The organism is Candidatus Bathyarchaeota archaeon (genome assembly GCA_026014585.1).
Lineage (GTDB): Archaea > Thermoproteota > Bathyarchaeia > Bathyarchaeales > Bathycorpusculaceae > Bathycorpusculum.
Genome location: JAOZIA010000009.1, coordinates 14,990 through 36,186, shown reverse-complemented (window position 1 = coordinate 36,186; position 21,197 = coordinate 14,990). Strand labels below are relative to the sequence as shown.

Sequence of the window (21,197 nt, the reverse complement as noted above, 5' to 3'; positions counted from 1 at the left end):
TTCCAAGTGTATACTGTGTATGGGTCATATGGCCAGTCGGTGACTTCGTATTGGCTGATGACTGTTTGATTTAATTTGCCAAGGCCGAGTTGGGACCAGGATCCATATAATATTTCTTCTGTTCCATCAATAGAATAGAAGTACGGGCATCTGGCTCGGTATTCCAGAAAACTGTTACTTTCTATTGTAACATTTAGGGTGAGGCAGTTTTGATTATAGGTTTTGTTTTGGGGGTAATGGCTGGTGATGTTGTCGTAGGTGTGAGGTCTGGTTGGGTACCATTCTCCCTCTGCTGATGCAGTGCTTGGGAAAACCGTCAGCAGAACAAGCAAAAGAAGTACTGAGAGAATTGCTGTTTTTCTTATTTTCTGTCTGTTTTTTGAAAAGAACATCTCAGTTCCCCCAATAAATATTAAAGAAATTTAATATTTAAAACTTTTCAAAATACATGTAAATAGGAAAAATTTAAAAATACTTTGATAAATATGGAGTACCAGCAATTCAGGTGCGAAATGTATGACAAAACTTTTCAAACTAACTGTTCCAACATTAACAATAATTTTCCTGTTTGGCACTCTTTTGGCTTCTTTTCCTCTCACACAAGCCCAAGTTCCAGTCCAAGAGAAATCACTAAACATAATCGATAATATTGTAGGCTTTGATTTAGCTAACTCCAGCCTGAAATCATCTCAGCAAAACTCCCTGTATATGACTTTGCCTACCAAAGAAACAGACACTATTTTTTCAGGAAAAGACTGCAGTATGCGCATCAGTTGCTCTTTTGTGGGCGATAAATTGCAAAGGATATTTGTAAGCAATGTAAGCGGTACTCCTTCTCTTGGATACTTGGCTGATAATTATGTCACGGATGCCAAAGGCTTCATGGAAAGGTATCAAAACTACACCAATGAACCAGTTTATGACACTTTAAAATCTATGCTGGAATCTATAAGCGCCAACCAAAATATCACAAAGACCACAACAAATGCGCAGCTTGAAATAACCTATACAGGGCAGTCACAGGCTGATTTTGTTTGGACCTACATTGATTCTGAAGGTATAGAAGCTCCTGTAAAAAATATTGCTTTGTCCTATCGTGATGGTGTGCTAAAGGCTTTTTTGGATAACTGGCAGCTCTACACCATAGCTGGCTCCCCAGTTGTTTCTAGTCAGGAAGCTGAGGCTATGGCTCTTGGGGCTGTTGAGTCTTACTCGCTTGAAGTTGCCAATACGGAAATGGGCAATATTACTGTTTCAGATTTTAAGGTTGCTTCGGTCGGGAATTTATCTTTATGCTATCTTAATTACCACAAAGAAAGTACCGCCCGTGGCGGCGACCCGTTTACTTTGTACCCTTCATGGTTTATTCCAATAGGGTTTGACCGTGTTTATCCAGGTGGAGTAACGGGTGTTTATGTTAGAATCTGGGCTGATAGTGGGGAGGTAAGTTCTGTAAGTCCTATGATTGGTGGCATTCAAGAGACCTCTGGTGCCTCTGTAGAAAAGGCTTCTTTTCAAGTCTGCGAGCCAGCATTGCTGTTGGTAATTTGCGTTTCTTTTTCTGCAATTATTATCGGCTTGATTTTTGCTGGTAATAGGCACAGATTTATTGTTGCCAACGTTAGACATAAATCTTTGAAGCTTTTCACATTATTTTTTTCCGTATGTCTTATATGTTCCTTTTCCGTGTTTGCTTCGCAGGTTCAGGCAATTCCTGATGTTGATGTAAAATCAGTAATTTATGGATCCTTAAGTGGACAATTTGTGAATGAAACTGTGGATGAGATCACTGCAATGCAACAATTGGCTAACGCGGTAACAAATTATTTTTATTTCGCTGGATATGATGCGACTAATGCCTTTGGAGCTCAAACAAATGGGGATACGATTCTAAGTAATACTTACAATTTTGCCCGTGGCTATGACTATGTTGCCGTGTTTTATCATGGGCACATGCATGGTGAGCATAGTTATTGGTGTCCTGTTTGTAATGTTACTTGGTCTGATATTGCTTCAAGGACTACTTGGACAAACTTTTTTGTTTGGAGTTGGTCATGTATGAGTGCTCAGCAATGGGGTAGTTGGCCTGATAATTATGGTTTACCTTATGCTTGGACTAAAGATTTAGAGATGAGTAATGATGGTTATAGTTATCCATCCGGTAATCATTGTTATATTGGCTTTGAATACGCATCGCCTGCTCTATCCAGCCAAAGCTTTGAAGATAATCCTGGTTTAGCGATGGATTTTATTATTAATTTCTATAATTATGCTTTAGTAGGGGGTTATTCAATAAATGATGCTTTAGACCAAGCAGCTCAGACAACATTTGGTTCACTGAACTATTTAGAAAGTCCGTTGCCTGAATATGAGACATGGTGGCCTGATAAAGAACAGCCAAATGAAGAGCAATATGGTTGACAATCTGGTGGAATGCGTATTTATGGTAATGGTGATTTACGTTTATGCCTTAATCCAGGTTCCACGACTGTTTATGTGGATGATGTTTATGATTTTCAGATTTTAAGCGGTGATGGCTTTATTGACAACCCAAATGGTATGGAAGGAAGCAGACCTGACGATGATGTGGGTGCAATTGTTTCTGCTGGATTGGGCGGTTCGGGTTATGTAGCTGTTAAGGCAGAATTAAATAGTGTGATAGGTGTGTCCAGTCAGATTTGGGTTTATGGTTCGGCGTATCAGGCTGGCTTGATGGTTTATGTTTCTGAGACTGGCAGTGGCGATTGGGTGTATGCTGGTTCTTGTAGTTATCATACTTACCCCGATTTTACCACGCTGTACCTGGCAGAAACAACAGAGACATACCGCTATGTAACCGTAGTTTGTAGTGTTCCAGAATTCTATGAAGCAGGACTAGCAATAGATTGTTTAATTGTAACATATTACAATTAAACCGTCCTGTTGTTCTGCCGATAGACCCTTATAAAGCAGGAAAACCAGTTTTCTCTTGTGGTTTTTGTATTGAATTCTAAGGCATCAAATGGCTGTAAAGGAAAGGTTGTTTGGAGGGTTAGTCTTCTCTCCATTTGAAGAATTTGATTGCCGCGGCAAAGATGACTGCAGGAATTATCAGGGTGACTCCAATGTCTAGTAGTGCGCCTGGGATGTTGCTGTAGACCATGACGTTGTTTAAGCCATCAACAATGTAGTACAGTGGCAGGACATGGGCAAAGTTTTGCAGGTAATCAGGCATCATGCTTAGGGGGAAGAAGGTTCCTGAAAGGAACATCATTGGGAATGTGACGGCGTTGCCAATAACGCCTGCGGTTTCAGGGTTTTTGGTTACTGTGCCAACCAGCATGCCCAGCGAAGCAAACATCATCGGTCCCAGTATCATGAAGGGAATCAGCCACAATGTTAGGGTTATGTGTGCGTCGAAGGCTAATACTCCCACTGTAACCATCAATACGAATGACACGGCGGAGAGGACGATGTACCACATTATTTTGGATATTAGCCACTCCGTCTTTGTCAGTGGGGTCAATGATAATTGTTTGAAAAGTTTGTTTTTCTTGTATTGTGAGGAAATTTCTACAAGCGAAAACATTGGGTTAACCAGTATTGAGAAGCCAATTAAACCGGGTATTAGAAAGTCAACATATTTGGTTTGCTCAGTGTTAACGGTTGTTTGGGTTAACCCAATTACACTTGTGCCGTTGAAGCGTTGCAAATTAAAGTAGTTGGAAACTCCGTTGACTGTTCCAGTCACGATGCCGCTTGTACTTGCTGTTGGATTACCGTACACAGTTATGTTAACCTGTTGTCCCATAATGTAATTTTGGGAAAAACCTTCTGGTATTTGTATTCCATCTGATGCTGAGTTTTCTTTAAGGAACTTTGAGAAATCCTCTGAGGCATCTACTGTTATGATTTTAATTGTACCGGACTCGTTTAGGGCAGATAGAAAACCGTCGCCTATGTTAACCCCGTTTGGGAACGGACCAGTATCTTGATTTTGAGCGTAAACATTGATTGTTCCAGAACTGTTCCCAGAAAAAATCATCCCAAAAATCACGATTAGTATAACTGGAAATATTAAGCCAAAGAATAACCCGAACTTGTTTCTAAGGTATCCTCTGCTGTAAGTTTTAAAGTCCGCCCAAATTCTTTTTCCACTGACCATTTTTAGCGCCTCCGCTTTTTGTCTTGATTATTTTCGGTTTCCTCGTTTTCTGGTGTGTGCATGTTCTCCACGGTTTGCACCAGTTTAACAAAAACGTCATCTAAACTGTCTTGAAGTGTTTGGATTTGTCCCCAGTCTAAGCCTGACTGCTCTGCTGCTGCCAACGCGGCTAAGGCATCGATTTTTTTGGTTAAGGGTATTGTGATTTTGCCTTTAATGTTGTCGTAGGTGACTTGTAGTTCAGTGTTTTCTTTGATGTAGTCTGCTAGTTTTTGGTTTCCGTTGATTTCTAAGCGTTCACCTGAACCATGCTGCTTGATGATTTCCTCAGATGTTCCCTTTGCGACAATACGTCCGTGGTCCATGATTGCTACTTTGTCTGAGAGTTGCTGGGCTTCGTCGAGGTAGTGCGTTGTGAGGATAATGGTTTTTCCTTTTGATTTTAGGCTGCGTATGACTTCCCAGATTGCTCGTCGCGCGTTTGGGTCAAGCCCTGTGGTTGGCTCGTCAAGGAAAAGTAGTTCTGGCGAGTTTACCAGTGAAAGTGCAAGTCCTGTTTTGCGTTTTTGCCCGCCTGAGAGGTTGTCAAAGTAAACGTTAGCTGACTCTTCCAGCAGCACCTCTTTTAAGATTGCTTGGGGGTCAACTTTTATGTTAAAGAGGTCTGCGTAGTAGATTATGGCTTCTTTGGGCGTGGTTTTCTCCATGAAGGAGAATTCCTGTGGGATAACCCCGATTTTTTTGTGCAGTTCATACCCGTTTTTCCACGGGTCAAGTCCTAAAACTTTCAAGTCGCCGCCATCTCGTTCGCGCAGGCCTTCCATGATTTCGATGGTTGTGGTTTTTCCTGCACCATTTTGACCTAGAAGACCAAACACTTCACCTTGGTTTACAGTGAAGGATATGCCATCTACGGCTTTTGTGTTGCCGTAATATTTTTTTAGCGAGTTTATTTCAACTGGAAGCATTACTGTGTTCACCTGTAATTTGTAAATCTGGTGTTAGCATATCAAAATCATGTTGGACATATAATTTTCGATTGTAAAATAAATATCTACAGACCGGCATCTAACTGTTTTCGCCTAATAATTTTCCGCGTTGAGTCCTCGTTTAATTTATCAACAACAAACAAGACTAAATCTTCCGGCGAAATGTAACGTAACCCCCGTTCATGAAACAAGTTAAACTCCACCTCGCCCTTACTAAATAGTAAACGCATCATGTAATAATCAAATTTAAGGGGTGTCCGTTTCCCTTTGTTTTTCTTGTAGTAGCGAATTGAGCAGAAAAAATCCATCGTGCGCAATGAATCTTTCAGGGCAGTTAAGGCTTTTTTTGTCTCCTCTTCGCTGAGGAAGTTGAAGCCGTCGTTTTCAGCTAAGCCGAACTCAAAAATCAATGTGCTATTTGGCACTGTTGGGTTTGCAACTTCTTCAAAACAAAAACTCTGCTTGTTTAGCTCGCAGAATTTCTGGACTAGTTTTCGTTGCAGTTGCCTGCTTGAAATCATGCACAAAAACGACTCAGCAAAATGGAGGTTAACTGGAAAGTTATCATATTTTCCAAGCAAAGCAGAGTTCCCTATTGTTTTTTCATTTGCTTGATTTTTTCAAGGCTGCCTAGTAACTCTGAGAGGGCAGTGCTGAGTTTTTGGATTTCCTCTGGGTCTTCGGCTTTATCGAGTTTGTCTTGAACTGTCTGCACTTTTGCCATCAAGGTTGCTTCCAGCTTGTCGTATGCCGTATTGTTGACGGGTGCGCTTGGGGCTGGTTGCGGCTTGGGCATTTCTTGTCCTTCTTTAACTATTATGACTTTTTTTTCGTCTTTAGTGCACCAAAGTGTGCCGTCTTTTAGCCTAAACAGAGGAGACGCACAGACTGGGCATGACAGGTCTGTTAAGGTGGCGCCTTGCATGAGCAGTTCTGCTCCGCGGCGGATGTGATGGTTGTCTTGTTTTGGTTGCAATTATTGAACCCCAAAGTAAATACGTATCAAAAGCTTATATAATTTGATTACTGCATTGCGGTAGAGGGGAATATTTATGGTGCGTAAGAAAAAATCTGAAGAGTACGAAGCAAAAATTAAACAAGCACTATGCGTCCTTGGGGAAGTTTCAGAGGACAGCACAACACCTCGAAACATTAGGCGTGCCGCCAAAGACGCGATGGATGCGCTTCAAAGCGGTGAATATACAGCTGCTGTTAGGGCTTCTAATGCGGTTTCTCTTCTTGAGGATATCTCGCAGGACCCAAACATGCCACAATACACACGTGTTAAACTCTGGAACGTCATAAGCTACATCGAAGCCATAAAAGACTAGTATTTTCAGCCTTTTTGGCTTTTCTCAAATAACTATTTTATTTTTTTTGTTTTGTCTATCTTTCTATTTTGGATCCGTTTTTCTGTCAAAAAGTTTGTAACAGCAAATTAATCCAGCATTAACTCTTTTACGGGGGAACCAACAATTTTATTAATCCTAAACTGGACTGGGTCATTTGGGATTATTGTGTATAAGAAAATTTTAGTTCCACTAGACGGTTCAGCACATGCAACACGTGCACTACAAGAAGCAATCAAAGTTGCAAAAATGACGCAAGGAACAATCACACTGTTAAATGTAACTCCTACAGGTTCATCTGTCATTAGCACTACAAAGCAGAAGTTTTATGAAATCCTTCAAAACGAGGGCAAAAACGCTTTGGCAGCAGGGAAAAAACTGGCTGCGTCTGCAGGTTTGGAGGTTGAGGTTATGCTGGTTGAGGGTGATGCCATAGGACAAATAACAAAAACTGCAAAAAATGGCAATTATGATTTAATCGTTATGGGCGCAAGAGGTATTGGTACCTTAAGCGAGCTGGTTTTGGGCAGCGTAAGCCATGGCGTTATCAAAAATGCTCACTGCCCCGTTCTGGTCACACGTTAACTCTCTTTTTATTTGCGTATTTTGTTTTCTTTGTATGTGCGGGCGCAGTGCACACAGCAAAACGCCATTTCTTTACCATCAATAACTTCTCGGTAACTGCCCTCATACACTTTGCATCCACAATGAGCACAGATACTAAGGCTGGGTTCTATAGCGATGGAAACAAGCTGGGCAAAGCGTTTAAACAGGTTAACACAGAGCTCTCTACCCTCATTTGTAAGTTCAAAAATTTTGCGCTCTTTTTCTCCAATATGCTTTACGGTGTGTGTGACTAAGCCTTTGTCTTCTAGCTGTTGCAGAAAGGGGTACACTAGGCTTGGGCTGACTTCTTTTTTGACTCTTTTCTTGAATTGGCTGATTATGCGGTAGCCGTGGGTTGGTTCTTCGTATAGTATGGTTAGTATGTAGAAGCGGCTGAAGTCGCTGATTAAATCGTCTATGGCTGTTTCTGGCATTTTGTTTCTGTTTAATTGTGTTCTTTGCAGGGATTTAAATATGATTGAGATATATCTGCGCCAGACAATAAGTGTGGATAAAGAAAAAAGTGTGTTCAATTAGACTTTTCTATTTTGATTTTGAAAACAAAAGGATTAATTAGCTGTACAATTATTAGCTTACGGATTTCCAAGAGGCAAACCCTTTGAAATATGATGTAATAATTGTGGGTGCAGGTCCCGCCGGCATATTCTCAGCACTAGAACTAACCGAAAAAACAAACCTTAACGTTTTAGTCCTCGACAGAGGCGCAGACATAGACAAACGCAAATGTCCCTCAAGTAGAGGCTTTGAATGCATGCACTGCGAACCATGCAACGTGCTCTCCGGTTGGGGTGGAGCTGGCGCCTACAGTGACGGAAAACTCACCCTATCCACAGAGGTTGGAGGCTGGCTAAACCAGTACGTTTCAACCAAAGAACTATCTGACCTTGTAAAGTACTGTGACGAAATTTACATTAAATTCGGCGCAAGCGAACAGGTGTATGGCGGCGAAAACGAACAAGTTGACGAAATCGAACGCCAAGCATCTTTGGCAGGGCTTAAACTGATAAAGCAGGAAGTCCGCCACATGGGCACCGACAAATGCTTAGAAACCCTCATGCGCATGCGCAAAGCCTTAAACAGCAAAATCACCTTCCAACCCAAAACCGAAGTTAAAGGCTTAATCGCTGAAGACCACGTTATCTCAGGCGTCGAAACGGTCAGCGGCGAAAAAATCTATGCCAAATATGTTATCATTGCCCCTGGCAGAGGCGGTGCAGAATGGCTGCAAACTGAAGCTCAAATCCGCGGCTTAAAAACCGTCAACAACCCCGTAGACATCGGTGTGCGTGTTGAGCTTTTAGCCTCGGTCATGGAGAAACTCACCAAGGTTCTCTATGAGCCTAAACTGGTCTATTATTCAAGAGCTTTTGATGACCAAGTGCGTACGTTTTGTGTTTCACCCTACGGTGAAGTCACCACCGAATCCTACGATGGCGTCATGACTGTTAATGGTGGAAGCCACGCAGAAACCAAAACCGCAAACACCAACTTCGCCATTCTCGTAAGCACACACTTCACTGAACCCTTCAAAGAACCAATCGCGTACGGCAAATACATCGCCCGCTTATCCAACCTGCTAAGCGGTGGCGTTATGGTTCAACGCCTCGGCGACTTAAGCCATGGAAGACGCTCAACCCCTGAACGCATCTCACACAGCGTAGTCACTCCAACACTCAAAAACGCCACCCCCGGCGACTTAAGCTTCGTCTTACCCTACCGTTACTTAGCTGACATCCGCGAAATGCTCGAAGCCCTCGACAAAATCGCTCCAGGTGTTGCTTCACCCGAAACCCTGCTCTATGGCGTCGAAGTCAAATTCTACTCGTCACATCTGCAACTAAGCAACTGCCTAGAAACAAAAATACGCAACCTCTTCACCATCGGCGATGGCGCAGGCGTAACCCGCGGTTTAATCCAGGCATCCATCTCAGGCGTTATTGTGGCAAGAGAAATAATTAAACGGACAAACATGAAGGCGTAAAAATATGGCGGTTGCCCAAGAAATCCGCTGTTCTCACTGTGGCGCTCCAGTCGAGTTTAAGCCTGGAGAAATAGTTGCCACCTGTAAATACTGTGGATTCACCACCGTCATTCAAACTGGGCAAGCCTTCAACTTCGAACACTCTCTGTTGTTAAACAATTATAACGAAAGCCAAATTGAGGATTTAATTCGTAAATGGATGCGTTCTGGCTTTGTAAAACCAGGCGATTTAGCCCGAAAATCCAAAATTACCGAGAAAAACCTGATTTATTTGCCGTTTTGGGTGATTTCCACGCAGGCAGAAACCCATTACAAGGGCATTTTTGAACGCATAGCGCCTCCCATTGTCAAAGAAGGCGACGTCAAAAAAGAATACAATTGGCTCGTGTTAGCAAGGGCTGCTTCAGATTTTCCCACACGCGAATATGACGTGCCGCTTTCAGGCAAAATCCCCTATGACTTTCGCAAAATCGAAGGCTTCGCCAAACTGCTAAACAGTGAAATTGACCGAGAAGCCGCTTTGGAACTGGCTAAGCAACAGATTGACGCTCACCATCGTTTTCTGCTTCAACTAAACGTTGACCGAATCATAGAAGCCACCACCACTCTCACACTTAAGCAGATTGTTTACTTGCATGCGCCTGTATGGTTCATAAGATATGAGTATAAAGGCAAAAACTATCAGCTAATAATTGAGGGCTCAAAAGGCATGGCGCTTAAAGGTGACATACCAACAAGCAAATTCTAGCAATTTTTTCTGTAAAATCCGTTTTCCCTAAAAAAGAGGTTAGGGTTTTTTGGTTGTTTCGTGGTGTATCCACCAAACAACTCCTATAACAGCGGGTATGGCGAAGATTGCAGCTATCCAGATAAGTATCGTAATCATTGAACCAACCACGTAATCTAGACTCCAGCTTGAAATGGCGCTATTCCAGTTTCCATCAAAGTAAACTTTTAACGCAAACGCAATGAATAGCAGCGGTGAGATTGCTCCTCCTGCACGGTTCGACTTTGAACTCTTACCTTTGTGGTACTGTTGCTTTTCTTGCTCAGGTAGCCGTTTCCACCATTGCCACCCAATCACTCCACAGATGGCCGCGGGAATCCCAATTAGGACGAGTTCCCAAAATATAGCGTGCAAAATGAACATGACAAGGCTGTTCATTGTCCATGCATTGAGGATTGCTGGAACCAGACCTGTTGATTGGGCTTGAGCTGTGAACCAGACAAACACGTAGACTGCGCCTACAACTGCCACAATTACTGCTACTACAAAAATGGCAAAAGCTGCCCAGTGTTTTCTTATGAATTGTTTCCAGTACGATTCAGGGGTTTGATTCGTTTGTGTGATTTCAACGTTAATGTCTTGGGTCAATTTTTTTTCCTCAACTCAAATAGACTGGACGTTGAATATAACACTAACATTTAGCGCCAAAACTCTAAGGGTTAGAGCCAGAAACAAAAAACCGAATATAAACAAAAAATAAGAAAAAAGGTTGTTTGAGGAAACTTACTTGTAGAGTTGTTCCCAGCGGGCAAAGAGGTCTAAGACTTCATCGCCGTTGTGTCCTTTGAGGAACTCGCGGGTTTCTTTGTCCGCAGCAGCTTCTCGCTGGAACTTCTCGATGTACTCAGCCTTTTCTGCTAGGAAGATGATGCCGTCTACGCCTTGGCGTGCAACACGTGTGGCAACTGTCATGATTTGTTTGGTTGTAGCCACGGTTTCCCATTGCTCGTTTGGACCGCGCACGTAGAAGTTTACGAAGAATGGCTTCTTTAGTTGACTCTTAAAGCCGCGTGCGATTGTTTCCCAGTACCATGGAGTTGGGTATGCCTTGCTGAACATTGGAACAACAAAGTAGTCTGCGTACTGTGCTAAAGCGTCAAAGTCATAGCCAAAACGTTGTTTACCCAGCAATGGGTCCGGCAGCAGGTTGACAAAGAGTGGTTTGCCGCTGACGATTTCTTTAACTTCAGCTAAGAAGTCAGTTACGGTTTTTGCTCTCCATTCATTCCAGCTTAAGCCGCTTTTGGCTTGTTCTTTTATGCATCTTGGGCAGGTGCAGAAGTATTGATCGGCGAAGTGTTGGCTGCTGATGCTGATGCCTGGAGTGACTTTGGCTGATTCAGCGATGATTTTTAGGTTGTATTCGCGTGCTTCTGGGTTGGTCATGCACACAACGTCCCAGCGCAGGTTGTAGCGCTTGTTTGTCCTTAGTGCTGGACCCCATGAGCTTACAGAGACCCAGTCTGGGCGTTTTTCTGCCATGAAGTTGTCGCCAAAACATGCGATGTTAGTGTACATTTCTGGGTTTGGTTTTCCAACAATTCCTGATTCAGACTTTAAGCGGTAGAAGTTATAGTCTACGCCTTGAGCAGGCTCAGGTTGATAAAGAAAGGTGCCAAATTTCAAGTTTTATTTCACCATTTACATACGTTTTGTTAACGAATAACTTTAGGAGGTTATTAAAGTCTTTGTAAACTACGGTTAATTAATTGATTTCAATATAGCAATTAAAGTCTGCTTAAGAAACGGCGGCAAATCCACCACTTCATAATCAGAAGCCATAGCTCCTCCTGCTACAACGCAAGAGGCAACCTTTTTAGCTAGAACCGATACTTCACCGAACTCACGGGGCACCAAACCCTTCTGCAAATCATCATCAAACTTTGCAGCAGCCATCAAAGCCGAAGCATAAACAGGGTTATCCCCTAAAACCTTCTTGAGACCCTCGACCGTAACTTTTAAGCCCTCAACCTTGGACAACTCAAAAACCAGCTTCTCCACTGGAAGATGTCTCTCCTTAAGCCGCTCAAGAACCGACCGCTTTGCATCCCACCCATCCTGCTTGATAATTGCTTCATTAACCGCACTTCGCACACAAGACCCAATGAGTTGACCAAGTTCTGAGGCTGGTCCACCATAACTGATTTCTGATCCCTCATCTGTGGATGCGATGATGAGGCTGTCGGTTATGGAGCCTGTTGCTGCATCGCCAGTGTAGCGGCTTCGGATGTCTAAATCTCGTACGGATGCGGTTTTGGCTTCTGTTGCCGTGATTAGGGCAGCTGCCATACAACTCGGTGAAGGTTTGCCATCGATTAAGACGATGATGTTTATGGTTCCTGTTATTTCTTGGATTTTGATTGTTTCGCCTGAGGATTCGCCATGTGAGCAGCCTGCGGTTGCGGCAACATACACTGAGAAACCGTTGGAGCTTTTGGTTCGGAAGGCATAGTTTTCGATTTTCGCCGCGGTTACCATGGCGGTGTAGTCTTGGGTTATGCCGATTCTTTTTGCTGAATCACGAATTAGCTTGAATGGGTCGTCATGGAGCACTACGTCGCTGTAATCGTCTGGGACAGACACGTTAAGTACAGCTTGCACCCGTTTGAAGCCACCGTTAAAAATTGCTGAACTAACTGTAACTAAGCCTTGTGGTGATGATACTCCAAGAACGTTTCCGTTAATTGTTAGGGTGGCTTTTTTGTTTGCGAGGTCAAACTGCTCCAAAACGGTTGCCCCATTACTTGGTTTTTTCCTCTTTAGGCTTTAGCGTTATTGCATGAGTTGGACATAAGTCAACGCAGACACCGCAGCTGGTGCATGAGGCATCATCGGTGATTTGAGGTTTTTTATCTTCGCCCTCTTCTATGACGCCTTCAGGGCAAACGCCGATGCAGATTTGCATTTTGCAAGGTTGGCATTTGGAGTAATCGACAATGACGGTTTTTTTCTTGGTTTCCATGTGAATCAGTGAATCAACAATTAAATAAGTGCCAACCTATAATTGTTTTCCAATAAAGGTGGAAATCGAAAAGTGAAAGTTGGCTTAGTCACTTACAAGCCTGAAATAGTTGAAGGATTTGAAATTCCAGTTTACTACAGCAAATGGGCAGATGGACAAGCTTGCCCAGCAGCTAAAAAAATGCAAAATGACGTTACATGTTTCTGCGACGCAAAAGCCATACGAGATGACCCCAGTATGGTGGCGCTCTCAAAGAATGGTCCTGCACTGCGTAAAAACCGCAGAGCAAATTTGGCATTTGATTTTGTCTGTCCCACTCACCCTCAATATAACGCTAAGGTTCTTGATTACATTGAAAGCCTAAGCAAAGAAGACATCTTAGGTGTAACCTTGAATCTGTATCACTTCCCCGAAAAAGAGTTCTGCACCTGCCCAAGATGTCAAGAACTGCACAAAAAAAGTGGCTTAAGCTGGAATGAATGGCGTGCAGAGGTTACAACACAGTTTGTACGTGACGCCAAGGCAAAGGTGAAGGGGACGTTTGCGGTGGAGATTTGGCCTGACCCCGTGCTTGCCAAAGAACGCTTCGGTTTGGATTTAGAGGCGATTAGTGAACTTGTGGATTACTTCCATGTGCCCCTGTCATCGCGGGATTATTTGACTAATTACTGGGTTGACCTATTGGTGCAGGATTTCTGTGCTATTTTAAAGAAACCTGTGACTTTAGAACTCAGCGCAGAGATGCCAACCGACGAAAAACTTGATGCGCTTCTAAGAGCTGTAGCGTATGTGTCAAGGCACAATCTAGATGCGGTGTTGTTTTTGGTGCATGACTCCGAAAATGCCAAACGTATCGCCCAATTCGCAGTGCACAACAACGCATTTAGAGATTGGCTGGAAAAGTACGAGTTCAAGAAAATGACAAAAATCGTGGATGAATGGAGTAAAATTTACTAGCTACCATTTTCCTGAGGAACCTCCTCCACCGCTTCTTCCACCGCGGGCTCTTTTTCCGCCAAACACTGGAACAGCTACGCCCAGAAATATTAGAAGAATAATTAGCCAAAGGGGAATTCCATAATAGTTTTCTATTATCCATGACCACCACGGATTTGATGTTGTAGCTGATGTGGAGTCAGCTTCGTATAGGTAGTATCCTCTTGGTGTTACTGTCTGGTTAGTATCTGGAATTTTGTTTGCTAACGCCTCAATTGTGTCATAGATTGCATATTCGTAGTTACCTTGTTGCATTTGGGGAACCAAATACTGCTGAGCTATCTGGTTTGACTCAATGTCGGTGATGTCGCCTTCTAAACCGTAGCCAACTTCGATGCGCCACTGTCGTTCCTCAATGGCAAGCACCAACAAGATACCGTTGTCCTGTCCAGCTTTACCTACACCCACTTGGTCACCTGAATAAGTCTCCAAAGGCTCCTCGTTAAAAATGTAAACCGACAACTCCACAATATCTTGAATTTCTTGCCCCTGCTTGTTTTGGATGCCGTGTCCAGCCAGTGAAGGAAAAACACACACCACAATTTCAGCGCCTGTACGTTCATCCACGCTTAACGCATAATCATCAATTGCGCTTGCCCAATCGTCAGAAATAATGTAGGCTTGAACAGGCACCGTAAAATAAGCCAAAAAAAGCAGAGAAACAATGAGGATAAGAGCAGTTGCTGTTTTTGACTGCTTATTCATTAGACGTGTTTCCTTAAGTGTAGGTTGGAATATTTACGGGTTGGTCGGCTCCGATTGTCGCTTCAAAGTAGGGTTTAACATTAAAGCCCCAGCCTGTAGCGAAAAACGCTCCTGGAAATGCCTTTATGACAATATTGTAGTCTCGCACGTCATCGTTGTAGCGCATTCGTTCCGTTGAGATTCGGTTTTCAGTTCCTTCCAAAACAACCATTAAATCCTGAACTACTGAGGACGCCTCTAGGTCAGGGTAATTTTCGATTGTCACTATAAAGTTGGTAACTGAAGTTTCAAGTTGCCCCGTGGCATCGTTTATTTCTGTGATGTTGCCTGACTGTTCTGCTTCCATCCACTGAGTCCTTAACCGTGTCACTTCTTCCAGCACAGAACTCTCGTAACCCAAATAGGAGTACGAAGCGTTAACTACTCCAGGAATCAAATCGTAACGGCGTTGAAGTTGCGTGTTCACCTGTGCCCACTGCGCGTCAGCAGTTGATTCTAAGGCGACCATGTTGTTGTAGGTTGTAATGTATAATGCTGTAAAACTTACAAGTGCTATAACAACTATAATTATGCTTACTGCTGCTAGAATTTTTTTGTTCAACAAACCCCTCTCTTGCCTAAATTAGCTCTCTTTCGACTAAATAAATATGATTGACAAAAAAATAAAATCTGGCACTAAACCGAACCAAACTATTTTTGTTTAAGATTACTGCGGTACGTCCTTAACCTTTCTATATCTAAATCCGCTGTTAAAATCGAGTCTTCAGGTGCATCAGTAACTTCACCAAGAATACCCCATGGCGCAATAATAGCACTTCTGCCACCACGCATGTTCGAACTAACATTGCCAACTTTTAAGATAAACATGCCATAATCCCGTGCGATACCTTCAGTTAATGGGTGCCCTTTAACGGTGGGGTGGGTTCCCATGGCTGCAACGGGGAGCGTAACAATTTCAGCGCCCATCTCAGCAATTTTTTTGACGAGTTCGGGGTCAAAAGTGTCTGCGCATACTATCATGCCAAGCCTGCCAAATTCTGTGTCCACTACCAGTGGAGTGCTACCACGGGAAACACCTGCCTCGATTTCTGCTGTTATGGGGTTGATTTTTTTGTAGCTTGCCAGCATTTTGCCGTTTTTCCAAAGAGTGCTGGTGTTGTAGAATTTGCCGCCGTCTTCTTGAAGCACTGAACCGCCTAACAGGTAAATGTCGCTTATTTGGCTGGAGATTTTTTGTAGGAATTCTAAGGTTTTGGTGCAGGTTTCTTTGCTGATTTTGGGTGCGTTTGTGAAGTGTGCCATGCAGTCGGGTACGGTGAAGTATTCAGGTAAGGCGATGAGTGCGGGGTTTTGTTTGGCGGCTGTTTGGATTGCGGTTTCTGCGGCGGTTAGGTTTTCTTGTAGGGTTGTTCGTATTTTCATGTGGATTACTGTGATTTTCATGGTTTGTGCCTCTTGTTGTAGAGGGAGTGTTTTGTTTGTACATTTAAATGTAGCTGATTTATGAGTTATGACTGCCTTGTCTGTGCCTCTTTTATGTTTGTTCATTATTTATGTTGGTTTTGACACAATTGTTTACGTTTTGTTTTATTTTCCTTGCATATTAATAAACCTTATATACCCCAAATGAAACCTAAACTGTATTGCGAGGATACAAAAATGACTCTCACCGAAGCAGAATACGCACCCCTTCTGCCAAAAGTCAGAACACTAGTTCACGACATAGTAAAAAGAAACATGGCTGATGGATTCCTCTTCAGCGCTGGAACAGACACCCAAATAATCGCCTACGAAGCAGTAAAATACAACCCCGACATCCCCTGCCTAACTCTAGCGTTTAAACATGGTCAACCAAAAGACACAGAATACGTCAAAAAAATGGTCGAACTCCTACACCTCAAACACGAAACCTACCAATTCGGCAAAGAAGACGTAATGAAATTCTACCCCAAAGTAGTCGAAGCACTCAAAAAATTCGACCCCATGGAAATCAGAAACAGTCTCCCCGTATACATCGGCTTAACACTGCTCAAACCCAAAGGAATCAAAACCGTATTCACAGGCGACGCCTTAGACGAACTCTTCGGGTACCCATGGCAATTCCACCTCTCTGAAGCAGAATTTGCAGTAAAACAGCAAGAAATGTGGGCAGAAATGGGCTTTAGCTCCTTCCCAATGGCTGAATCGATGGGCATGCAAATCAAAGCACCCTACCGTGACCCTGAATTCATGGAATGGGCGCAGAAACTGCCGATTAAATTCAAAATTAACATGTACAACGGTGTCAAATACAGTAAATGGATTCTACGCAAAGCCTACGAAGACGTTATACCTCAAGACATCATCTGGCGACCCAAAGCACCTCTTGAGGCAGGAACAGGAACAGAAACCCTGCGCACATACTTTAACGACACATTCACCGATGCAGAATTCGCAGAAAAGAAAGCAGCCATCAAAGCAGAAGACGACGTTGAAATCCAAGACAAAGAACAACTCCTCTACTACGAGCACTTCCGCAAAATATTCGGTAAACCAAAAGACATCTTCACCAAAGGCTCAGTAGAATGCCCCAAATGCCACAGTCGCATGGACACAAAAATCCAGTTCTGCAAAATCTGCGGAGCTTACCCCATCTAAAATTTTGTCCTTTTTTCCCTTTAGTTTCAAACCTTATGATTTTTTAGGAAAGACTTAATTCTCTAAATTTATCATGTGAATTTAACACAAGGGTAAAGAAAATGGCTAATCTTTCACAACTCAAGTTTGCAATGGGGTTCTCGATTTTTCTGTCTGCATTCGTATTTGCGGCTTTCGTGTTTGTAATAGTATACCTTCTGCAGTTGGATGTTTACGCAGGACTGCTTGTTGCTATAGCTGGATCAGGTCTTTTCATCTTGTTCCAGTACGCCATCGGACCATCCATCGTGGCTGCAACAACCAAACTGCGATACATCAAACCCGGCGAATCACCCTGGCTGGAAGCCACCGTTAAAGAACTGGCAGACAAAAGCGGCTTGCCCATGCCAAAACTAGCCATAGTACCCAACAACACGCCTAATGCTTTCACGTTTGGCAGAACCCAAAGTAGCGCCGTTCTTGCAGTTCACGAAGGACTTCTGCGGCAGCTAAATCAGAACGAAATCAAAGGCGTAATAGCTCACGAATTAGGTCACATTAAACACAAAGACTACGTAGTCATGACCATACTCTCTGCGTTGCCGTTGATTGCATACATGATTGCGCAGGTTACATTGCGTGCTGGCATGTTCAGTAGCGTTGGACGAAGAAACAACAGAGACAACAGCGGTGCAGCCCTCATAGTTATAGGAGCAATCTCTTTTGCTGTTTATCTTATCACTTTCCTAATTGAGATGCGACTTAGCCGCCTGCGTGAACATTATGCCGATGCTTTCTCAGCTTACGTTACAGGTGCCCCACGAGAACTCGAAAGTGCATTGGCAAAAATCACTTACGGCTTATCAATCTCGCCCAAACCACCCGAGGGTGCACGCGCCTTCTACATTGAAGACCCTGCTATGGCCAAGCGAGAAGTTGCTCAAATTATGGAAAAGAAAAACCAGTACGACCTAGACAACGATGGTGTCTTAGACGAGCGAGAACTTCGGCTGGCAATGGAAAAAGAATCAAAAAGCGCATGGGTACAAATGAACAGCCTTTTCGCGACGCATCCGCCCACCTTCAAACGTATTCTGCTGCTACGGGAAATTGAGCAGGAAATGAACACGGGGCAGTACACAAACAAAAAAGTCTACGCCCACATCTAATCTTATTTTTTTAGGAAATCCGTTTCTCCATTAAACCACTTAACTAAGTCAACGTATTTTTCGTATTTTCGGTTACGGGTTGAATCTGAAACAGAAGCTGACCCCATGCAGTCTTTTACGTAAACTGTGCATTCAGAGTTGGGTTGGGGTTTTGAGGAGAAGAAGAGTTTATGCTCAAACGGTAACTTCTCGTAGCGTTCCAGCAGGGTTCGGGTGAACTCTTGTGGTTCTGAATCAGAGAAGAGAAAAAATAGGCGTTCCCAGTTTACCCGGGCAAGACGCCGATTCCATTTATCAAGAGCATAAGCCTCATCGTGGTAATGCAAAAAATGAATCTCCACATCCCCGCCCAAAACACCAATGGGGTAGTTGCGTTGGATGGGTTGTCTAAGTTGTTGGGCTGAATGATGCTTGGTTTGTGGGGTGAATTGTAAGGGCTGGTTTAGGTACCATTTTAGGTTCTCTAAGAATCTGATGTATTCTTCGGGAAAAAAGAAGCACCAAACCGTTGGGGTAGAGAAGGGCAAACCAAACTTGTGGTAGATTCCGCCGGATATGCAGTTGTTGCTGATGATGGAGAATGTTTTGTTTTTGAGTTTGGAGCGGGCAAAAAAAGAGAAGTATCTGTCTATGATTCTCCATTTAAAAGATGTTTGTGCTCGTTCAAAAGAACCCTTGATGCTCACATAATTCACCGAAAAAACCGTTGATTAACACTATAGGTAAGGTGCCGCTTTCTTTAATGGCTTTCCCAGCAACAAAAAACAAAGGCAATTAAAAAAATTCATCAAATTAACCAGTGTAAATTCGTGCCCAGCTAAATATATTTTACACGAAACATTAAAAGGTTAGATAAACAAAAGAACCCGCAAGGAAGTAAGTAACATGCCCTATTGCCCAGAATGCGGTGGAGAAATGGTGTATTCAATGAGCACCAAGCGGAACACTTGCAAAAGCTGCGGGCTAATGTTGACCCAGCAGGAACTCATGGAGCTGCGCGAGAAAAACAGACCCAGCTTTGAGACTGCGGAAGAGGAAAAAAACAACCGCAAAAAAGAGTACCTCAAATGGTACCTTAGCAAAAAGTAAGTTACCGCCCAAAAAATATTGAAGCTTTTTATTAGTTATGACTATGCTCTTTTTTAGGCAGTTACCTCAACCGGAAATTCTATAATGAATCTGGTTCCTTTACCTTCTTGGCTCTCGCAATCCACCGTCCCGTTTAGTGCTTCTACTATTCGTTTAACAACCGTTAACCCAAACCCTTGACCTTTAGATTTAGTTGTAAACATGGGAATGAAAAGTTTGGGTTTAATTTCTCTTGGGATGCCCACTCCTGTGTCTTGCACTATTATGCACACTTTCTGTTGCCTCAACCCACCAGTTACCTGTAATTTTCCACCGTTAGGCATAGCTTGAACTGCATTGATAATCAAATTTTCAAAAACACGCCTAAGCAAAGATTGGTCTGTCACCATCTCTAATGGGCTATCCACAAAAACCGCGTGTTGAATGTTCTTTGGGAAACTAAAGGGTTCCACAGTATCTGCCACTAACTGACACAAGTTAACTCTGGAGAATTGAGGCTGGATGGGACGCGCAAAATCCTGCAAGTCAGAAACAATCTTGTTAACATACAAAATATTCTCCTCAAGGCCATCTAAACTCTCCTTCACCTGCTTTTTAACCTCACATTCAGGCATCGCACCCAGAGCCTCTTTTAGCAAATAAACATCACCAATCATGGCTTGCAGTGGGTTGCGGATGTCATGCCCAACCATGCCCGCTGTTGTGCCAATAGCCGCCAACTACTCCTTTTCATGCAACTGCTTAGTCCGTGCCTCAACAAGTTTTTCCAACTGCTTATTGTGCTCTTCCAATTTCTGCTCTGCACCCTTGCGTGAAGTTATATCTTCCAAAACTGCGGCGAAGTACCCCTTCAATGGACTATAAACAGATATTGACAACCACAGGTCAAGCGGTTTGGAATACACCTCATGCTTTTCCACTTTACCGCTCTGTGCAACCCTGCTGTATATGCAAAAAAGTTCGGGGTCATCTTTCATTCTGCGTTCCGTCTCAGACGCTTTTTTACCCATTACTGAGGTTAGTTTGGTTATGTGTTCGAATGCTTTGTTGGTTTCAAGATACAAAAAATCATCAGGAACACCATTTTCATCATATAAAAGCTTGCAGAATGCAACGCCTTCGTTCATGTTTTGAAAAAGAGCCTGATATTGCTCCTTTGCCTGTCTTAACTGTGCTTCAATACGGCGCTGCTTTAGTATTTTATTTAACTCAGTTGCCACAAGCTCAAGCTTTTGTAGGTCTTTGTTTTCATAATCGCTTTCTTTGTTTCCCACTCCAAAAATAGCAAAAACTTCGTTATCCTCAATTATTGGAATGCTGAGCATACGCTCAATTCCAACGTGACCTTTGGGCAAACCTTTCTGATTAGGGCTATTTACATAATTATTATACATGATTGGCTTTTTGAGGCGGACACAGTCTATCCAGTTGCCTGCTTTCTCGATCGGATAATGTGTTTCTTTAGGGATTATACAATTCCGCACGACTGCTTGGTTCCACGCGGTAAGCTTGATGGTTTTTTGGTCAGCCTCCAGCAAGTGAAAAAAGCCAATCTTGCTTTCAGTAAGCTTCACTGCATAATCCAAAAAGTACCTATATAATTCACGTTCGGGTAAACCTAATCCTGCTCGGTATAAGCCTAAAAGAAAAACTCCCTGCTCCCTCATGGCTTCTCCGCTTGTTGAATTGTTGCCATCTGTCACGCGATTGCCCTCTCTATCCAAACCTTTTAAAAAAGAAATTTTCGCCACATATTTTACTATTTGTGACTGTATCAATACAG

Annotated in this window: 26 protein-coding genes; 10 read left to right on the top strand and 16 right to left on the bottom strand. The window is 43.0% G+C overall.

What is annotated here, in order from left to right; genetic code table 11:
- On the bottom strand, window positions 1–392 hold a 392-nt coding region (locus NWF01_04515; protein ID MCW4024283.1), incomplete at its 3' end, for a hypothetical protein.
- 124 nt (window positions 393–516) lie between these two features.
- Here NWF01_04515 and NWF01_04510 point away from each other — a divergent pair.
- Window positions 517–2,421, top strand: a complete 1,905-nt coding sequence (locus NWF01_04510; GenBank protein ID MCW4024282.1) for a hypothetical protein — start codon at window positions 517–519, stop codon at window positions 2,419–2,421.
- A gap of 12 nt (window positions 2,422–2,433) precedes the next feature.
- Window positions 2,434–2,913, top strand: a complete 480-nt coding sequence (locus NWF01_04505) for a hypothetical protein (GenBank protein ID MCW4024281.1) — start codon at window positions 2,434–2,436, stop codon at window positions 2,911–2,913.
- 118 nt (window positions 2,914–3,031) lie between these two features.
- On the opposite strand, the gene NWF01_04500 is transcribed toward NWF01_04505, so the two are convergent.
- The 4 genes from NWF01_04500 to NWF01_04485 form a co-directional block, all read right to left on the bottom strand.
- A complete protein-coding gene (locus tag NWF01_04500) occupies window positions 3,032–4,144 on the bottom strand; it encodes an ABC transporter permease (GenBank protein ID MCW4024280.1) in 1,113 nt (370 codons plus the stop codon).
- A 2-nt stretch (window positions 4,145–4,146) separates the two neighbouring features.
- Window positions 4,147–5,112, bottom strand: a complete 966-nt coding sequence (locus tag NWF01_04495; protein ID MCW4024279.1) for an ABC transporter ATP-binding protein — start codon at window positions 5,110–5,112, stop codon at window positions 4,147–4,149.
- Between the two features lie 86 nt (window positions 5,113–5,198).
- Window positions 5,199–5,714 carry a hypothetical protein gene (locus NWF01_04490; GenBank protein ID MCW4024278.1) on the bottom strand — a complete coding sequence of 172 codons (516 nt, stop codon included), beginning with the start codon at window positions 5,712–5,714 and terminating at the stop codon, window positions 5,199–5,201.
- 11 nt (window positions 5,715–5,725) lie between these two features.
- Entirely contained in the window at window positions 5,726–6,109 is a 384-nt protein-coding gene (locus NWF01_04485; GenBank protein ID MCW4024277.1) for a hypothetical protein, read from the bottom strand.
- Between the two features lie 76 nt (window positions 6,110–6,185).
- Here NWF01_04485 and NWF01_04480 point away from each other — a divergent pair, with 76 nt between their 5' ends.
- Together NWF01_04480 and NWF01_04475 are read left to right on the top strand one after the other, a co-directional pair.
- Complete coding sequence (locus NWF01_04480; protein ID MCW4024276.1) at window positions 6,186–6,464, top strand: UPF0147 family protein; 279 nt, start codon at window positions 6,186–6,188, stop codon at window positions 6,462–6,464.
- Window positions 6,465–6,650: 186 nt separating this feature from the next.
- Window positions 6,651–7,067 (top strand): universal stress protein, encoded by a 417-nt coding sequence (locus NWF01_04475; protein ID MCW4024275.1) that lies wholly within the window; start codon window positions 6,651–6,653, stop codon window positions 7,065–7,067.
- An 8-nt stretch (window positions 7,068–7,075) separates the two neighbouring features.
- On the opposite strand, the gene NWF01_04470 is transcribed toward NWF01_04475, so the two are convergent.
- The gene (locus NWF01_04470; GenBank protein ID MCW4024274.1) at window positions 7,076–7,522 is read right to left on the bottom strand and encodes a helix-turn-helix transcriptional regulator; all 447 of its coding nucleotides are present in this window, start codon (window positions 7,520–7,522) and stop codon (window positions 7,076–7,078) included.
- A 185-nt stretch (window positions 7,523–7,707) separates the two neighbouring features.
- Here NWF01_04470 and NWF01_04465 point away from each other — a divergent pair, with 185 nt between their 5' ends.
- The gene (locus tag NWF01_04465) at window positions 7,708–9,090 is read left to right on the top strand and encodes an NAD(P)/FAD-dependent oxidoreductase (GenBank protein ID MCW4024273.1); all 1,383 of its coding nucleotides are present in this window, start codon (window positions 7,708–7,710) and stop codon (window positions 9,088–9,090) included.
- Window positions 9,091–9,094: 4 nt separating this feature from the next.
- Window positions 9,095–9,838, top strand: a complete 744-nt coding sequence (locus NWF01_04460; GenBank protein ID MCW4024272.1) for a hypothetical protein — start codon at window positions 9,095–9,097, stop codon at window positions 9,836–9,838.
- A gap of 39 nt (window positions 9,839–9,877) precedes the next feature.
- Here NWF01_04460 and NWF01_04455 read toward each other — a convergent pair whose 3' ends face one another.
- The 4 genes from NWF01_04455 to NWF01_04440 all read right to left on the bottom strand — a co-directional run bounded on the left by NWF01_04455 (window position 9,878) and on the right by NWF01_04440 (window position 12,839).
- A complete protein-coding gene (locus NWF01_04455; GenBank protein ID MCW4024271.1) occupies window positions 9,878–10,465 on the bottom strand; it encodes a hypothetical protein in 588 nt (195 codons plus the stop codon).
- A 135-nt stretch (window positions 10,466–10,600) separates the two neighbouring features.
- Window positions 10,601–11,503 carry a hypothetical protein gene (locus tag NWF01_04450; protein MCW4024270.1) on the bottom strand — a complete coding sequence of 301 codons (903 nt, stop codon included), beginning with the start codon at window positions 11,501–11,503 and terminating at the stop codon, window positions 10,601–10,603.
- Window positions 11,504–11,578: 75 nt separating this feature from the next.
- The gene (locus NWF01_04445; protein ID MCW4024269.1) at window positions 11,579–12,604 is read right to left on the bottom strand and encodes an adenosylcobinamide amidohydrolase; all 1,026 of its coding nucleotides are present in this window, start codon (window positions 12,602–12,604) and stop codon (window positions 11,579–11,581) included.
- A gap of 13 nt (window positions 12,605–12,617) precedes the next feature.
- Window positions 12,618–12,839: a 4Fe-4S binding protein gene (locus tag NWF01_04440; GenBank protein MCW4024268.1), complete on the bottom strand. Its 222-nt coding sequence runs from the start codon at window positions 12,837–12,839 to the stop codon at window positions 12,618–12,620.
- 72 nt (window positions 12,840–12,911) lie between these two features.
- Here NWF01_04440 and NWF01_04435 point away from each other — a divergent pair, with 72 nt between their 5' ends.
- The gene (locus NWF01_04435) at window positions 12,912–13,796 is read left to right on the top strand and encodes a hypothetical protein (GenBank protein MCW4024267.1); all 885 of its coding nucleotides are present in this window, start codon (window positions 12,912–12,914) and stop codon (window positions 13,794–13,796) included.
- On the opposite strand, the gene NWF01_04430 is transcribed toward NWF01_04435, so the two are convergent.
- The 3 genes from NWF01_04430 to NWF01_04420 all read right to left on the bottom strand — a co-directional run bounded on the left by NWF01_04430 (window position 13,797) and on the right by NWF01_04420 (window position 15,983).
- A complete protein-coding gene (locus NWF01_04430) occupies window positions 13,797–14,540 on the bottom strand; it encodes a TPM domain-containing protein (protein ID MCW4024266.1) in 744 nt (247 codons plus the stop codon).
- Between the two features lie 13 nt (window positions 14,541–14,553).
- The gene (locus NWF01_04425; GenBank protein MCW4024265.1) at window positions 14,554–15,141 is read right to left on the bottom strand and encodes a LemA family protein; all 588 of its coding nucleotides are present in this window, start codon (window positions 15,139–15,141) and stop codon (window positions 14,554–14,556) included.
- 89 nt (window positions 15,142–15,230) lie between these two features.
- Complete coding sequence (locus NWF01_04420; GenBank protein ID MCW4024264.1) at window positions 15,231–15,983, bottom strand: carbon-nitrogen hydrolase family protein; 753 nt, start codon at window positions 15,981–15,983, stop codon at window positions 15,231–15,233.
- Between the two features lie 216 nt (window positions 15,984–16,199).
- Here NWF01_04420 and NWF01_04415 point away from each other — a divergent pair, with 216 nt between their 5' ends.
- Together NWF01_04415 and NWF01_04410 are read left to right on the top strand one after the other, a co-directional pair.
- Window positions 16,200–17,177, top strand: coding sequence for an asparagine synthase C-terminal domain-containing protein (locus NWF01_04415; protein MCW4024263.1), 978 nt, complete (start codon window positions 16,200–16,202; stop codon window positions 17,175–17,177).
- 101 nt (window positions 17,178–17,278) lie between these two features.
- A complete protein-coding gene (locus tag NWF01_04410; GenBank protein ID MCW4024262.1) occupies window positions 17,279–18,325 on the top strand; it encodes a zinc metalloprotease HtpX in 1,047 nt (348 codons plus the stop codon).
- Window positions 18,326–18,327: 2 nt separating this feature from the next.
- Here NWF01_04410 and NWF01_04405 read toward each other — a convergent pair whose 3' ends face one another.
- A complete protein-coding gene (locus tag NWF01_04405; protein ID MCW4024261.1) occupies window positions 18,328–19,011 on the bottom strand; it encodes a DUF1919 domain-containing protein in 684 nt (227 codons plus the stop codon).
- A 199-nt stretch (window positions 19,012–19,210) separates the two neighbouring features.
- Between NWF01_04405 and NWF01_04400 the strand changes: the two genes are divergently transcribed.
- Entirely contained in the window at window positions 19,211–19,414 is a 204-nt protein-coding gene (locus NWF01_04400) for a hypothetical protein (GenBank protein ID MCW4024260.1), read from the top strand.
- Window positions 19,415–19,467: 53 nt separating this feature from the next.
- Here the strand turns inward: NWF01_04400 and NWF01_04395 are convergent, their stop codons facing one another.
- Together NWF01_04395 and NWF01_04390 are read right to left on the bottom strand one after the other, a co-directional pair.
- Entirely contained in the window at window positions 19,468–20,133 is a 666-nt protein-coding gene (locus NWF01_04395; protein MCW4024259.1) for a HAMP domain-containing histidine kinase, read from the bottom strand.
- Window positions 20,134–21,117 carry a GAF domain-containing protein gene (locus NWF01_04390; GenBank protein MCW4024258.1) on the bottom strand — a complete coding sequence of 328 codons (984 nt, stop codon included), beginning with the start codon at window positions 21,115–21,117 and terminating at the stop codon, window positions 20,134–20,136.
- Window positions 21,118–21,197 lie beyond the last annotated feature (80 nt).

Excerpts from the sequence above, each read along its gene's own strand:
- NWF01_04420 (MCW4024264.1), bottom strand. The coding sequence starts at position 15,983 with ATGAAAATCACAGTAATCCACATGAAAATACGAACAACCCTACAAGAA.
- NWF01_04400 (MCW4024260.1), top strand. The coding sequence starts at position 19,211 with ATGCCCTATTGCCCAGAATGCGGTGGAGAAATGGTGTATTCAATGAGC.
- NWF01_04500 (MCW4024280.1), bottom strand. The coding sequence starts at position 4,144 with ATGGTCAGTGGAAAAAGAATTTGGGCGGACTTTAAAACTTACAGCAGA.
- NWF01_04460 (MCW4024272.1), top strand. The coding sequence starts at position 9,095 with ATGGCGGTTGCCCAAGAAATCCGCTGTTCTCACTGTGGCGCTCCAGTC.
- NWF01_04430 (MCW4024266.1), bottom strand. The coding sequence starts at position 14,540 with ATGAATAAGCAGTCAAAAACAGCAACTGCTCTTATCCTCATTGTTTCT.
- NWF01_04410 (MCW4024262.1), top strand. The coding sequence starts at position 17,279 with ATGGCTAATCTTTCACAACTCAAGTTTGCAATGGGGTTCTCGATTTTT.
- NWF01_04440 (MCW4024268.1), bottom strand. The coding sequence starts at position 12,839 with ATGGAAACCAAGAAAAAAACCGTCATTGTCGATTACTCCAAATGCCAA.
- NWF01_04480 (MCW4024276.1), top strand. The coding sequence starts at position 6,186 with ATGGTGCGTAAGAAAAAATCTGAAGAGTACGAAGCAAAAATTAAACAA.
- NWF01_04470 (MCW4024274.1), bottom strand. The coding sequence starts at position 7,522 with ATGCCAGAAACAGCCATAGACGATTTAATCAGCGACTTCAGCCGCTTC.
- NWF01_04510 (MCW4024282.1), top strand. The coding sequence starts at position 517 with ATGACAAAACTTTTCAAACTAACTGTTCCAACATTAACAATAATTTTC.
- NWF01_04495 (MCW4024279.1), bottom strand. The coding sequence starts at position 5,112 with ATGCTTCCAGTTGAAATAAACTCGCTAAAAAAATATTACGGCAACACA.
- NWF01_04415 (MCW4024263.1), top strand. The coding sequence starts at position 16,200 with ATGACTCTCACCGAAGCAGAATACGCACCCCTTCTGCCAAAAGTCAGA.
- NWF01_04505 (MCW4024281.1), top strand. The coding sequence starts at position 2,434 with ATGCGTATTTATGGTAATGGTGATTTACGTTTATGCCTTAATCCAGGT.